Origin of the sequence: Paenibacillus radicis (ex Xue et al. 2023), from assembly GCF_024722015.1 — a bacterium.
In the GTDB taxonomy this organism is placed as follows: domain Bacteria; phylum Bacillota; class Bacilli; order Paenibacillales; family NBRC-103111; genus Paenibacillus_S.
In genome coordinates this window covers 60,048-75,528 of sequence record NZ_JANQBD010000016.1, presented here as the reverse complement: position 1 = coordinate 75,528, position 15,481 = coordinate 60,048, and the positions used below count along the sequence as shown (strand labels likewise).

General features: G+C 47.7%; 7 protein-coding genes. 2 read left to right on the top strand and 5 right to left on the bottom strand.

Annotated features, from left to right (window positions below; translation table 11 throughout):
- Positions 1–342: 342 nt before the first annotated feature.
- The gene (locus tag NV381_RS21325) at positions 343–1,302 is read right to left on the bottom strand and encodes a D-2-hydroxyacid dehydrogenase family protein (RefSeq protein ID WP_258215303.1); all 960 of its coding nucleotides are present in this window, start codon (positions 1,300–1,302) and stop codon (positions 343–345) included.
- 258 nt (positions 1,303–1,560) lie between these two features.
- Positions 1,561–2,310 carry a DUF1906 domain-containing protein gene (locus tag NV381_RS21320; protein ID WP_258215302.1) on the bottom strand — a complete coding sequence of 250 codons (750 nt, stop codon included), beginning with the start codon at positions 2,308–2,310 and terminating at the stop codon, positions 1,561–1,563.
- A gap of 237 nt (positions 2,311–2,547) precedes the next feature.
- Between NV381_RS21320 and NV381_RS21315 the strand changes: the two genes are divergently transcribed.
- On the top strand, positions 2,548–3,111 hold the full coding sequence (locus NV381_RS21315) for a GNAT family N-acetyltransferase (RefSeq protein WP_258215301.1): 564 nt from the start codon (positions 2,548–2,550) through the stop codon (positions 3,109–3,111).
- A gap of 169 nt (positions 3,112–3,280) precedes the next feature.
- Here the strand turns inward: NV381_RS21315 and NV381_RS21310 are convergent, their stop codons facing one another.
- The 3 genes from NV381_RS21310 to NV381_RS21300 form a co-directional block, all read right to left on the bottom strand.
- The gene (locus NV381_RS21310; RefSeq protein WP_258215300.1) at positions 3,281–3,856 is read right to left on the bottom strand and encodes a xanthine phosphoribosyltransferase; all 576 of its coding nucleotides are present in this window, start codon (positions 3,854–3,856) and stop codon (positions 3,281–3,283) included.
- 225 nt (positions 3,857–4,081) lie between these two features.
- On the bottom strand, positions 4,082–6,763 hold the full coding sequence (locus NV381_RS21305) for a phosphoenolpyruvate synthase (RefSeq protein ID WP_258215299.1): 2,682 nt from the start codon (positions 6,761–6,763) through the stop codon (positions 4,082–4,084).
- Positions 6,764–6,774: 11 nt separating this feature from the next.
- Entirely contained in the window at positions 6,775–7,350 is a 576-nt protein-coding gene (locus NV381_RS21300) for a TetR/AcrR family transcriptional regulator (protein WP_258215298.1), read from the bottom strand.
- Between the two features lie 255 nt (positions 7,351–7,605).
- Here NV381_RS21300 and NV381_RS21295 point away from each other — a divergent pair, with 255 nt between their 5' ends.
- Entirely contained in the window at positions 7,606–15,348 is a 7,743-nt protein-coding gene (locus tag NV381_RS21295) for a cadherin-like beta sandwich domain-containing protein (RefSeq protein ID WP_258215297.1), read from the top strand.
- Positions 15,349–15,481 lie beyond the last annotated feature (133 nt).

Genomic DNA, 15,481 nt, shown 5'->3' with positions numbered 1-15,481 from the left:
CTTCACGGTCCTTTTATGTGCCAACTCTTACGTGTGTGCGTGAGAAATCCGGTGTGGGGTTCCAACCGAAGGATGTGAGGTGCGCTATTTCATTGTTTTAGCGCTAGTATTCAATTGAAACGGAACTAGGATCTCTTATTTGCTTAAAATATGGCATTTCTGTCTATTAAAGTCGGAATAACGCATCGTAGTTCCGTGACTTCATAAAATAGGATCGGTTTTCAAACAATAGAGCATTTACGTTCCGTTAGTCTATACTCTACCTTACTGAAAATTGGAAAAAGGGGTAAGCTTCGCTCACCCCAAAACATATACATTCATATTTATTGGCTGTACATAAAATTAAGACAGCTTCCGAATCGGTGAACCGGATAAAAAAGCCTCTATATCCTCCACAGCTTCCCGATAATAAGTTTGATAGTTCGCTCGTGATACATATCCAAGATGCGGAGTGGTCAGAACATTAGGAAGTTGACGAAATGCGCTATCCGCGGGCAATGGCTCTATCTCAAACACATCTAGACCCGCACCTGCTATCCACTGGTTTTGGAGAGCTTCTACAAGGGCGGTTTGATCCACAATTGGAGCGCGGGATGTATTAATCAAATAAGCGGATGGACGCATCATGCGGAGCTCCTCAGCACCGAGCAAGCCTCTCGTCCGTTCGCTGAGCACAAGATGAATGGAAACAATGTCGCTGCTTTCCAGCACCTCTTCTTTGGATGAAGCCAGCTGAACGCCAACTTCTTCCGCTCGCTCTTTGGTTAAATTTTGGCTCCAGGCTATTACTTCCATCCCGAAGGCCTGTCCAATACGCGCCACATTCCCGCCAAGCTTACCAAGCCCCAGCAATCCGAGCCGTTTGCCACGTAGGTCGGACCCGATTGAACTCTGCCACGGGCCGTTCGACCGAATCGCATTGTGCTCCTGCACAATATTGCGGCAAAGCCCCAGGATCAGAGCCCAGGTAAGCTCTGTGGTAGGATCGCCGCCGCCCGAAGTGCCGCATACGTCCACTCCATGCGAAGCAGCCGCTGCCAGATCAATCGATGCATTTCGCATGCCCGTTGTGATAAGCAGCTTCAAACGAGGCAGACGGGCCAGAAGCTGCGCCCGAAAAGGAGTTCGTTCACGCATGATTATAATGATGTCAAAATCATGGATCACACCAACAAGCTCATCCTCATTATCCAGATGCTGATGAAAGGTCTCAATCTCTACCCTGTCAGAGATAGATGTCCAATCCGCCATGGTCTGAGCGGCATGCTGGTAGTCATCAAGAATTGCACAGCGAAGTTTCATACGCAATAACCTCCTTCAGATATTAGTAACCCTACAGCTTTATCAGGGAACCTTTAGTCCAGATTACCATAATTAAGGTTAAGTTTTGCATATAAAATTTCGTGAAATTGGAATTGCACTCCAAATGATAAATCCCGCTCAAATCTTCAATCTGGTTAACTGTGTCGGAAACGAAGACAACAGTTTCACTTCTCCATCCGGCTCTATAAAAAAGGGGGAACCTGTACCCGCTTCCACTCGGGTACAGGTTAATCCCATTTAATCCGGCGATTGACCGGATGCAATCCGAAGCTGATTAGCCAGCCAGTGCAGATAATCCTTCTGCTCCTGATCTTGTGCTTCAAACCACGCCGGGGAAATCCACGTGTTGATAATCGTTTGGGCTACACCTGGATCAAGCATCGTATCTTCACCCCCTCCGTTATCCGAGCCAAGACTCCACCAGCCTTCGCTGCCGTAAGACTCATCCAAGTCAACAGCGATTCCATTTACAATTATGTCATTTTGGTATTGATAGATGTTGTTCGCGGCGGATTGTTTGCCTCCGCTCCACGCATACGTCTGCCAGAAGCGCGAGCAGGCGCGGGCGGAGCTTACAGCCTCAACAACCGCATAAGAGCCGTATACCCCTGTATTGTAAGCGGGAGTTGCCTCGCTGGCTGCCCGTACATATTCAATGACCGTTGGCATCTGGACAGAGGTGGCATCAAAATCAACGGCAAAATAAATGGTACTGCCCTCAGGCTGCCCTATTTGTGCCGCTACCTCCAGAGCAGTTGCTCCATCGGCCAGACCGGCCGCTCGACCGCCAAGTGCTCGAGCCGCCGTTGTTTCAAACACGGAGACGATTTGGAGACCCTCTTGGCTGATTACTGTAACTTCATTGGATGTTAACCGCTTCGCCCCGCTAGGTACCAGGTAACGACAAACGAACTCATACCCGTCAGCACGAAAAGCCGCTGCAGTTTGTGCTGTCAATGGAGTAGCACAATCAAAACCTTTTGCCACAGCAAACCACTCCTTTTTGTCTGAAGTTATCGATTATGAGTACTCTTTATAGAAGTATTTCTTCTCCAGCCTATTCACAAACCTTACATTTGGAATGGTTTCTCGTCCAATTTCCCCAAAAATCCGCAGCAGCACACACCTATTTTTTTAAGTGGAGTTCATCTTATTTTCATATTAATAGGTTACAATCCGGTTATAGGTTTTACTACCACATAACGAGAGCGCGGTCTATTACATATGGAGAACTACTCCTCTTTTCCAACACTTACTACAAATCGGTTGTTATTAAGACAAATGACGGCAGATGATGCCGCTGATCTTTATGGGATCTATTCCGACCCTCAGCTCACTAAATATCTCGACTGGTACGGTCCTTCCTCTCCCAACCATGCGCAGGACTTGATTGCATCATGGAATCAGCAATTTGAAAACAAGCAGCTTCTCCCATGGGGGATTACTCTGCATACAAACAACCATTTGATCGGCACTATCATGTACATGCCTATCCGAGGCACCTTCGCCAACAAACCGCTTCTCCCGGTCAATATCGGATTTGAGCTATCCAGCAGATATTGGAACAGAGGCATCATGACAGAAGCTTTGGGAGTCGTTACCCGGTTCGGCATTGAACAAATAGGAGCTCACAGAATTCAAGCTGAGGTAGCACCAGGCAATACGGCGTCTCTAAAAATTTTGGAAAAGCTGGGCTTTAAACAAGAGGGCTTATTGAAGCAGTACTTCATGCATGAGGTGACTAAAACATTTTTCGATGTCATTGTACTTTCCCTTCTGCCCCTATGACTTGCTCCCTTTTTCCTTGCAAAATCTTTAAGCTACCCTTCAGAGACAAGTCTGTTTGTGTTAGCGCCTGCTGTATACGAGAGGAAGCAAAAATATCCCCTTTTGATAAACAAAAAGGAACTTTAGCCCCATCAGGACCAAGCTCCTCCGTTGTTGATGTTCCTTGCTGCTATTCCTCTATAAATTCAATCTTTCCTGCGGATAAAGACGCAATTCGAGCAAGGGAATCGACCCGGTACCCGGACTCTTTAAGTTTATTCGCCCCATTCTGGAACGATTTCTCGATCACTATGCCAATTCCCGCTACCTCCGCGCCTGCCGCTTCAACAATACGTGCCATTCCAATAGCTGCTTCACCGTACGCCAGAAAGTCGTCAATGATTAGAACCTTCTCACCTGCAGATAAAAATTTCTTTGAAATGGTGATCTCATTCTGCTGCTGTTTGGTAAACGAATATACGGTTTCAACATAGAGATTATCTTTCAATGTTAATGATTTTTGTTTTCTGGCAAAGATGAGCGGTACTTTCAATGTCAATGCGGTCATGATGGCTGGGGCAATTCCGGACGATTCGAGTGTGAGCACCTTGGTGACTCCGCTATCGGCGTATCTTGCAGCGAATGCTTGTCCAATCCCCAGCATTAGCTCCGGATCAACCTGATGGTTGAGGAATGAGTCCACCTTCAACACTTGGTCGCTTAAAACAATTCCCTCTGTAATTATTTTATTCTGTAAAGCTTTCATTGCGGCCTCCATTCTTAACGGCTCTTCCGTTGGTCCAATACTTTCCTTCATCTTAACACGAATAATTTGGGCAGAGAAGTCGATGGGCTTGTTTGTTCAGCTTGAGCTGAGGGAAAGACACTCTTTCTCCTGATCACGGAGAGCTACAGCTGCGTTAAAGTTATACGCTCTCGTGTAAGTATGGGTAGGTACTTATGGAGGCGTTCCCTTAACACAGCCGGATGTTCAATCTTGTCGCTTCAGTATCAGCACGTAACCTCGCGTACCGTCGAGCCGAATATAGTCGCCATCCTTAATCCGCTGCGTGGCGCCATCGATCCCGACGACTGCGGGCAGTCCATACTCCCGGGCGACTACGGCACCGTGGGTCATGAGCCCGCCGACCTCCATCACTAAGCCAATGGCCGAGTGAAATAATGGCGTCCAACCCGGGTCGGTGAACGGTGCGATCAATATTTCACCCTTGTTCAGTCTAGCTTCCTCTGGGCGAAGCACCACGCGTGCGAAACCTTCCACGACACCGACAGATACAGGCGTGCCGAGCAGAGCCCCTTCCGGCGCATCCTTCTGCTTGCGGTGACCGGTGATAATTTCCCCTTCGTTTGTCATAAGGCGCGGCGGCGTAAGATTCCGAAAGCGTGCATATTCCCGCTTTCGCTCAGCTATCTTCTCATCCAAGCTCAAGCGAATAAGAGGCTCCCCTTGTGTTAGCTGCAGCAGCTCATCAAGGGTCAGGTAATACACATCTTCCTCATGCTTTAGTACTCCCGCTTCAACCAGCAGCCTTGCTTCATCCATCAGTGCCTGGCGAATAAGGCCAAACGTCTGCATCATCAAATATTTCGGATGCTCCCTAATAGCCATCAAATTGCGGAACACCTTGATCAAGCGAGACATCAGCTTTGCCTTGAACCATCCGAATGGCAGCGCACGCACTCGTCCGATCAATTCACGAGCGGCTTCGTCTGCCTGGGTCGCTCCTTGCGCGAACCTCTCCCTGTGCTCGCCTGCCTCCATCGTTCGCATATGACTTTGAACCGCTGGAAGCAGCAAGCTCTCATCCTCACTCCATCGCGATTGCGTGATATCGATCTCGCCAGGACAGCGCATGCCGTAATGCTGCATAAATCGATCCCACTGGCGAATAAACTCGTCTCCGCCATCGGCCTGCTGCAAGCTGCTGCGAAAGTTCGCGTTATCGGCTTGGCCAATGATCTCGGCAATCTGCGGATAACGCCTTGCCGTGTCCGCCAAATCGCCGATCATGAGGCCCATCTCACTGGTAACATTGCCAGTCAGCGATTTATTCAGCACATGTACCGTCTTCGTGTCATCTAGCCATTTCTTTGTCAGCGACTTAATCAGCCCTAACGATATGATGCCAGCCAATGGATAGGCTATCACGTTGCGAAGAAGCGAACGTAGCATCATCCCGTCCTGCTCCTGCACACGCATGATCCGCTCAGCTCCGACTACACCTGTCAATTGTGTCCGGACCTCCGTCAGCCTTGCAGCCATCCATTCGTTCACGATTTGAACGGCTCTCGAGGTATCAGCGAACAGCAGGTTATGAATCGCCTTGCCGGCAATTGGCATAATCAGACGCAGCGCTCCCCGCTTAAGGCCTTTTTGCCGCGGAAGGCTGCGAATGAACGGCTCGCGTTGCACGAATTCCTCGACTCCGATGCCTATAAGCTCATCAATACCGCTCAAGAGCTTGGGGAAGAAACGTCGAGCAGGCTTCAGCGTGAACAGCTGCGTTATATCGAGGAACATTCTGCCTCCCGCGCACTGCGTGAAGCTGCTCTCCACTCGAACCGCAGCCTTGCCGAAAGGAATCATCGTACGCAGGACCGATAGCGCGAGTGGCCGCATGGCATCGGTCATCATCTGCTGGTGACCGAACGATAAGAGAATATGAGGGGATTCCCCCTCAGGAACGTTCATCTGCGGGACAGGATACAAGGATGTAATCGGACGGCTCTGAACCACATATGTACGTCCCTCAGCATAACACCATTCAATATCCTGTTCCGATCCATAATGCTTCTCAATCCTCTCTCCCAAGGCAGCCAGCTCAAGGATCTGCGGGTCACTCAACGCTTGCTGACCCTGCCTATCCTCCGGTAATTGTCGAGTAACAGTGCCGCCTTCAGGCAGAGGAAAGATCGCAAGCTTTTTCTTTGCAATCTTCTTGGCAAAGATCTCACCTGCACGTATTTGGTACAAGTCAGCGGAAACCAAGCCCGACACTAGGGCCTCTCCGAGCCCAAAGCCGGCATCAATGGAGACCGTGCCGCGATGTCCGCTGATAGGGTCAGCGGTAAACATAATACCCGACACCTCGGGGAATACCATCTGCTGTACAACCACAGATAACAGCACCGCTCGATGGTCGAAGCCATTCTTCGCCCGGTATGAAATCGCACGGTCGGTAAAAAGGGATGCCCAACATTTGCGAATAGCTTCAAGCAATTGTTCCTCGCCCAGTACATTCAAGTACGTGTCCTGTTGTCCGGCAAACGATGCCGTAGGCAGATCCTCAGCGGTTGCGCTGGATCGGACAGCATAAGCTTGGGCCTCTCCGGATCGGCGCCAGCTGGCCATTATTGCTGCAAGCACTTCAGCCGGGACTGCAACCGTCACCAGATGCTCGCGAATACCACGGCCCAGCGCTGCAATTTCATCCAGCTGATCAGCCTTTACAGCCGCCAAGCTAAGGAAAAACGCCTCCATTTCGTCGCTTTGTTCAAGAAAAGCACGAAACGCTCCTGTGGTTACACAAAAGCCGGCGGGAACGGGAAAACCCGCTCGTGTCATTTCCCCCAGGTTGGCTCCTTTCCCCCCTACAAGAGGTAAGCTGGCTTTATCGATCTGTTGGAAGTCAAGCACATAGCTATCCATCATGCACACGCTCCTTATTCGTTATTCTCCTTCCGAAGCCCCTTGGTAAACAAAGAAAACAGAGTGTCCGCAACTTCTACCATGGCAACCCCATGCTTTGCTGCAAAATCAGGCCGTACGAAGGTTTGGATGCTTTGCAGCATAATAGCTGAGACTAATTTGGGGTTCAGGTCACGAATTAACCCCAACTGCTGCGCTTGGTTGAGTAGACCTTCAATGAATAGGAGCTGCCCGGCTCTAAAGTCTTCAAGCCGTTTCCACATCCCAGGAATATATTTCTGAATATCCTCCAGGAAGACAGGATTCAGCTTTATTATTTCTTGTTTGATCGCCGCAAAAGTATCCTCTAAAATTTGTATCGGATTGCCCTTCCGCTCCGCACCTTCGGCAACTTTGCAGGCTATAGCCTGCATCGTCTGCTCCAGCACTGCCTCGGCTATTTCTTCCTTGCCGCTAAAGTACAAGTACAGCGTTTTCTTACTCATGCCAAGCCGCGCAGCCAGTTCACTTAGTGTGACATTACGGTATCCTTTAGCATTAAAAAGTTCCGCTGCTGCTTGCACTATACGCAAGTGATTCACTTCATCCACAAATATAACCTCCAGCAACAGAAACTCAGGAAACCACATAGGTACCTTTTAGTTTCCACTTTACTTTTTCCTGCTTGACCCTGTCAATCCCCCAATAAACCCGATATGATCCAGTACAGCAAAAAATAACTAATTCTATCAAAAACAGCTTACAAATTAGTCTTATTTATTGAAGAAATTAACAGAATAATAGCGAAACTTGTTATATAATTAAATTTAATGGTACTAAAATACTATGGAAAAAGGAGGATATGCATGCTTATCCAAAAAATGACTGACAGACTTAGGTCCAATCTGCCTGGTCAAAGTTTAACCAAACGATTAGTGCAATTATCTCTTTGCATCTGCTTTCTATTATCAGCACTTATGAGCCTGCCAGAGATAAGCCTTGCCTATGGGACCAGCGAAAGCAACTCCGGCTTTAAAGCCGTATCCGCTGGGTATTCTCACACGACAGCCGTGAAATCTGACGGCACGGTCTGGACCTGGGGAGCGAACGATCATGGCCAGCTTGGATATGATACATCCGGTGCAGATCAAACCAGTCCGAGGCAGGTTACAGGACTTCCCTCGAATATTGTTTCCATCGCAGCAGGCGGCAATCCGGAGACTGGAGCTGCTTCCTCCGCCTTTACTCTTGCTATTGATGCCAACGGCTATATTTACAGTTGGGGGAGCAATGAAAAGGGACAGCTGGGGGATGGCACTACCTTTAGCAGATTGACTTTCGCTAGAGTTAAAACCTCTGGCGGTACCGATCTGGTTGTACCTAACGGCAAGCTGTCTGCCGGATTTGATTATGCCGGTGTGTTGGATCCGATCAGCGGCAAAGCCTGGATTTGGGGCGACAATCAATTCGGCCAGCTTAGCAATCAGGACACAGGAAACAAAAGCTTATTCCCAGTCCCTGTAAAAACCAATCAATCTACAGAGCTTAGCGGGATTACAGAGCTATCACTCGGCGGAAGGCATGGCTTGGCTTTAAAGGACGGTATTGTCTATTCTTGGGGCTCCAATGACCGTGGACAGTTAGGTACTGATGCTCCGTTGGATAGCACCAGTCCATATGCTTCAGCTATTCAATCCACTTTTACAAACAGGACCGTCGGTAAAATCGCAGCAGGCTCCTACCACAGCGTTGCCATTGTTATTTCAGGTACCGGTGAAGGAAGTGAGCTATATACGAAATTGTGGTCCTGGGGCGATAACACAGTGAGGCAGCTCGGTATAGACCGAGATAGACTTGTTTCAGTCAATAATATCTTTACAGATACATATTCCGCATACCCACGCCCTGCTGATTTTTATTACTATTCTTACGCCCTTTTAAATAATCCTGCTGCCTTGGCAGCTGGCGGCAAGCAGATGATTATCTTGGATATTTTAAACGGGGGCACGGAACTGGAATATTTCGAGGGAGACAATGGATCGTTTCCCGGCAGAAATGAAAGTCTAACAGCCCATATTGGAGAAGTCATCGCCGTAGCGGCAGGCCATCAGCAAACCTTCGCTCTCACAGCAAGCGGAAAGCTCTGGGGCAAAGGGATCAATGATCACGGTCAGCTCGGCTTGGGGGACTCAGCTTTCACCTCTATCAATGAATTTACCCAACCCTTATTCCCACTCCCTTCTGAGCTGAAATCACTGACTGCTGCGGAAGGAACGTTAACTCCGGCTTTCAAGCATTATGGTTATAGTTATTCTTTAAACGTCGGTACGGATACAAGCGAAGTTCACTTATCAGCCGAAGCTTCTTATCCGGATGCGAAGGAATTTAAGCTGGGTCAAACAGTCTTTCCCGCTTCCCAGCTCTCTGACTTTGCAGTTCCAGTCAGTTATGGTTTGAATGCCATTATGGTTCAAGTAACCGGGGTGGATGATTCAACCACCACTTATACCTTGCAGATCAATAGAGCTTTTCCCGATAAAGAGCAGCTGACTCAAACTATCGTTGATACCCTCAACGCTCATGACAAGTCATCTGAAGGAATTTTACCTGGGCAGTATAGAACCGGCGCAAAAGCTGAACTAATGGTGGCTATTCAAGCAGCGCAAGCCGTTAACGCTAACCCTTCTTCCTCCCAAGCAGCAATTAATGATGCAATAGCGGCACTGATGGCTGCAAGAGAAGTATTTAATAATAATTTGTCGCCGGATCGTCATCCAATGTTTACTCTATTAAGCTTAGTTCAAGAAGTCTATAACATAACAACTGAAGGTACAGCGCAGGGGCAATATCAAGCTGGAGCGAGGAATGAGTTGCTTAACGCAATCCATACAGCCACCGCAGCTAGAGATAATGCCGCCTTATCACAGGCAGATCTGACTGCAGCTGTTGCAGCCCTCCAAACTGCTTGGAATGATTTTGAATTGAAGGAAGTTCCTTTGGCACCTGTTGCTTTCCTGATCTTCGAAGAAAACAATGGAGGGTTTATAAGCAATGACCTGTGGTCGCACGCCACTCTTACGGCCGGTGATCTTCACGCACACTCCGGGTCAAAGGTATGGGCTCTCAATCTCGCAGGTAGTGTATCAGGATACCATAAGGATACTCTTATTAGCCCGGATATGGACCTGACATCGAATAATGTCCAAGGCTTCAGGATAAGCTGGTGGCAGTTCAATTCTCCTATACTAGAGTACACAAACTTAGTTTTTGTTAGTAAAGATGGCGGAGCTAATTGGGATTTCGTCCCTATTAACTTTGTACCGGGAGGGAACTGGGCCAAACGTTCCTTTGAACTGGACGCCTCTTATGCCGTGAAAAATTTTAAATTCAAAATAGAGACGGCTACCAGCAATCTCGTTCCCGCAGCTATGATGATTGATGACGTGAAAATCGAGCGGTTCTCCACTAACTTCAACCAATCCATTACAGACGCGCAGAAATTACATCAATCCTCCGTAGAGGGAAACGGAGCCGGTCTATATGCGAGTGGTTCCAAGGCACAGCTGCAGCAAGCAATTTCCAATGCCATTGCAGTTCGCGACAGCAATCCGGGATTTGAAGCAGTAGATGCAGCTGTTGTTGCTTTAAAACAAGCTGTACAGAACTTCCAAGCCTCCAAATACTTGCCGGGTACTCTATATAGCAATAATTTTGAAAATACTCCGTGCGGATTTGTGCGAAGCGGTACTTCCGAAATCTGGCAATGTGGTACGCCAACAATTGGCCCCAAATCAGGCCATTCCGGTAATAAGGCATGGGGGACGAATTTGAGCGGGGTCTACGCCGCTAGCCAAGAGAGCGATTTGACATCCCCAGTCATTGACTTGAGTAGCGCCAGCACTGACGCGCCATTAACCTTGACGTGGTGGCAATGGGCTCAGACGGAGCAAGGCTATGACGGTTTAAGGGTATCTATATCTAAAAACGGAGGCAATGAGTGGACTCAACTATTGGATGAAAGCGGCGGAGAAGAACGCTGGGTTCAAAAAAAATTCACCCTTGACCCCTCTTACGCCGTTGCCGATTTCAGAATGAAATTCCATTTCTATAGTGACTCCTCCGTCCAACAGGCCGGTGTCTTCGTGGATGACATCATTATCGGTCAACTGAACACCAGCTCCTTGTTAAATGAAATTTGGCAAGCCCAGCATCTGCTTGAGCATAGCCAGGAAGGCAATTCGGTAGGTTATTATGAAACCGGAGCAAAAGCACCACTGAACGCTGCCTTACTTAACGCACAAACGGTAGCATTTAAGGATGTGCTTACTCAAAATGAATTGGACAATGCACTTGCACCTATACAGCAGGCCATTGCACAGTTCAAAACGAAAGTAAAACAGCCCAACTTCTTATACAACAGTGACTTCGAAGCAAATAACGGGGGATTTACATCAGGAGGCACTATCTCCAGCTGGCAGTATGGAGTACCACAATCAGGACCGATGCAAGCGGCATCCGGTACGAAACTATGGGCCACCAATCTGACGGGAAATTTTTATTCTAACGAGGACAGCTACATCATATCACCGCCAATTCAACCATCACCTACGGAAGCGTGGAAATTATCTGTTAATTGGATGCAGTGGGTGCAGCTAAGATCCTGCTGCGGTTCCATCAAAGTGGAAGCCAGTAAGGATGCAGGAGCGAGCTGGCAGACCCTTTTTATACAAAGGCAACGTGGAGAGATAGAAGGGCCTTCTTCAGAATCCGTCATGAGCTCCTCGTGGCAGCCAATGCAAGTAGAGTTGGATCCTTCCTACAATGTTGAAGGGTTGAAAATCCGGTTTGCATTGCAATGGAATGCAAATACTTCGCCCGGCTGGTACATCGATGACGTACGGGTTACTGCGTATCCCAAGGATCTTGGCTACACCGTATCCGAAGCCGAAGGGCTAATCTCTCACACATTGGAAGGGACAGGAGTAGGGAATTATTCTGCCGGTTCCAAAGCTGAGCTGCAATTGCACATCAATTCGGCTAAAGCCGTGCTGCAAAACCCTGGTTCCACAACAGCTCAAATGCTGACAGCCCAATCCAGCCTGAACGAAGCCATTCAACAGTATCGCAGCAAATACGTTAGCGGCTTGCTAAACCAATTAAATAAAGGTTCTTACGTTGAACTCGGCGGTAAAAAATGGCTCCTGTGGAACCCTGGCCAAAATGGACTTTTGTTAGGTATGGATGATGTGTATAAAATCGGGAGTAAGTCCTGGTCCAACGAAAGCGAGAGTAGCATTGACAGTATAAAATACGCCCCTACAAAAACGGGATCGCTAGCCTACTACTTAAATGCAGATTTTTACAACAGCTTGTCTTCCCAGAAGGACTGGATTGACAACCATTCCTGGGATGTTAGGGATAATTCCGGCGCTGTAGTTTACGGTACCGATGGTACTGTAGAAGCAAAGGTCGGATTGCTTAACACCGAACAATATAAAGCTTTATCTGATAAAGAAGAATATGGCGGAGACGGCACCTTACGGCATGAAGAATGGCAAGAGTATGATTGGTGGTTGCTTACACCTAGGGTAGTTGAACAAAATAATTCCGAAGAAGATGAGTATGGGCAATTTGTCCACATTGTTGATAGTTGGGGAAATATTTATTTCAGTCAACCCCACTCTGAATATGCAGTTAGGCCCGCTGTTCACTTAAACCCTTCCATTGGTGTAATTAGCGGAACAGGAGCTTTTAGTGATCCGTATCGACTGACCATGCTGTCTAATGCAAAAGAATTGACAAAAGTAACAAGCAGCCATGGAACTACCACATCTGTTGCAGGCGATTACCAGGTTGAAGTCCCTTATTCAGTAAGCTCTGTTAAATTAACCTGGGAGCTTTCCCCACAGGCCCGTATTGGAAATGTAACTGGCGCTGTATACGACTCGAATGGTTGGGTTGTATCGTTGCCAGATCCCGGAACAGCCTATGAGGTTAAAGTACCTGTAATTGCCCAGGACAACACAGTAGCTGAACATAAGATAACCGTTACCAGAAACCTCGGTTCTAGCGATGCTTCCCTATCTGTCGCTTCAAACACAGGTACCGTGGAAAATGTGGGGGCAGACTCTTTTAAAATCAAAGTCTCTCATGAAGTAACGTCTGTTTCCCTAACACCAACGGTTCATAATACATCTGCAATCAGTATTATTGGGGGAACTGTGACCGGTGCTGTTTACAACGGCGGAGTTATCACTATCCCTGAGTTGCTTGTTGGAAATAATACAATACAATTAAAGGTTACGGCAGAAGATGGTACTACGAATAATTACTCTATTTCCATCATTCGTTTATCAAACGATGCCAACCTAAGCAGCTTGATCATCGGCGGCACTCCACAGTCATTGATAGCTAACCAAGCTTCACAAAGCATTACCGTAAACGTACCGTACACGATGGAAGGCTTGAGCATTGTAGCTACCGTAGCCGATGCTACAGCGAAACTGCGTATTGATGGCCAAGATTCCACTAGCGGTAAGCCCGTTTATAGATCGCTAGATGTCGGTGACAATACATTAGATATTACTGTTACGGCAGCAGACGGAACTGAATATGCCTATCACATTGTCATTAATCGTGCAGTCCCTTCCAATGCTGCTGTACTGACACTTACGGTCGACCCAGCGTATTCCGTGACACCTGCCGGTGATAATACCTTTACCGTTAGTGTGCCTTATGCGGTTGAGGCTTTGACGCTTGGAGCTTCCGTATCGCCGAACGCTTCCATCGGCACAGTCAGCGGAGCCACCTATGCGAACGGCTTGATCAACACCGCTCCTTTAAACGTTGGGCTGAACACGGTCACTGTACAATTAATCGCACAAGACCTTAATGAGCGTACTTACACAATCCAGATTAACCGTGCTGCTTCTTTGTCCGGCAACGCTAACTTGAGCAGCCTGACCATTGGCGGTAGCAGTCAGACGCTTACTGCCAACCAATCATCGCAAAGCTTTATGGTCAACGTTCCTTATTCGATCAGCAGCTTGGATATCGTTGCTTCATTGGCCGATGGGAAGTCAACTCTGCGTATTGATGGCCAAGTTTCCACCAGCGGTAAGCCTTTACCGATATCGCTAAATGTCGGAGACAATACATTAGCTATCACTGTTACGGCAGAAGACGGAACTGAGTATGCGTATCACATTGTCGTTAACCGTGCTGCTCCTTTGTCCGGCAACGCTAACTTGAGCAGCCTGACCATTGGCGGTAGCAGCCAGACGCTTACTGCCAACCAAACGTCGCAAAGCTTTGCGGTCAACGTTCCTTATTCGATCAGCAGCTTGGACGTTGTTGCTTCATTGGCCGATGGTAACTCAACTCTGCGTATTGATGGCCAAGTTTCCACCAGCGGTAAGCCTTTGCCGATATCGCTAAATGTCGGTGACAATACATTAGCTATCACTGTTACGGCAGCAGATGAAACGAAGACTTACGCATATCAAGTTGTCATCAACCGTGCAGCTGATACAAGCAACGATGCTACCGTAACGAGCGTTTCGTATGGAAACACACTGGGATTGAGGTCAGGCAATACTTTTAGTTTCACCATGAGCTCTGTGACACAATCTGTATATTTCTATATTCAACCGACCGTTTCTTCCGCACAACTAGTGAATGTGTCGGGCAATGTAACTGGAGTCACTTATGGCCGTAAGGGAACTGGCTACGAGCTTTATGTACCGATGCTTCGCAATGATACGGAGCTTACGTTTAAAATCAGGTCTACTAACGGCTCCACCGAAGAGTCCTACTTCATTAAAATCATTAGCGGAGCACCGTTGGGACAGCCCCAACCCGTGAGCTCCGTCAGTCCAACCATTACTTTCACTAATGGAGTTACTGTTGATTTGTCGAGTGCTGCGCTTGGTCCCGATGCCAGACTTACAGTTACACAATCGTCGGAATCTTATAGTAACTTCCCTCTTACTCTTGCGGGAGACATCCTGGATTTCACCTTGACAGGTGCGACTATCGATCAGAACCATCCCGTTAGGCTGGAGTTCCCTATAACTCCAGGTTCGGATAAAAGCCGTGTTGGAATTTTTTATTACAACAAGACCAAAGGGACTTGGGAGTATCAGCCAACCGTTATTACAGCAGATGGAAGAGCCGTTGCGTTCGTAACTCATTTCTCAACATACGGTGTGTTTGGAGCAAATCAAGTAGCAGCGGTTCAGCCAACAGAAACCCGACTGCCAAACGGGGAAACCGAGATTACCTTGAATACTGCAACCGCAGGATCCGATGTAATCATTTACTACACTCTTAACAACACGCGACCAACCTCGGGCAGTCTGGTCTACGATCCAGCTAACAAACCTAAACTAGCTGCCAATCAGATATTGCAAGCTTTTGCAGCTAAACCAAGCATGCTCAATAGTGTTGTAACAGTTTACACAGTGATTGACATTAGCTATGTGCTGCAAAACATCCTTCTGAAGAAGGATGTTGACGGCAAACCCGGCTTTACTAGGGATGATGTGCTTCAACTATTACAGTTGATTCAACCTCGAGTTGTTACACCTACAGTACAAGTTCCACATTAATTACCAAGCAGGATTTCCTCGTGAAATCCTGCTTTTTTTTGTAATTGCATAAAAATGAGGCGCGCATAGAAATTCCCTTTCCTCCACAAAGCAGCCGTGACTGTGTTAAAATAACACAAGTTAAAGCTTCTTA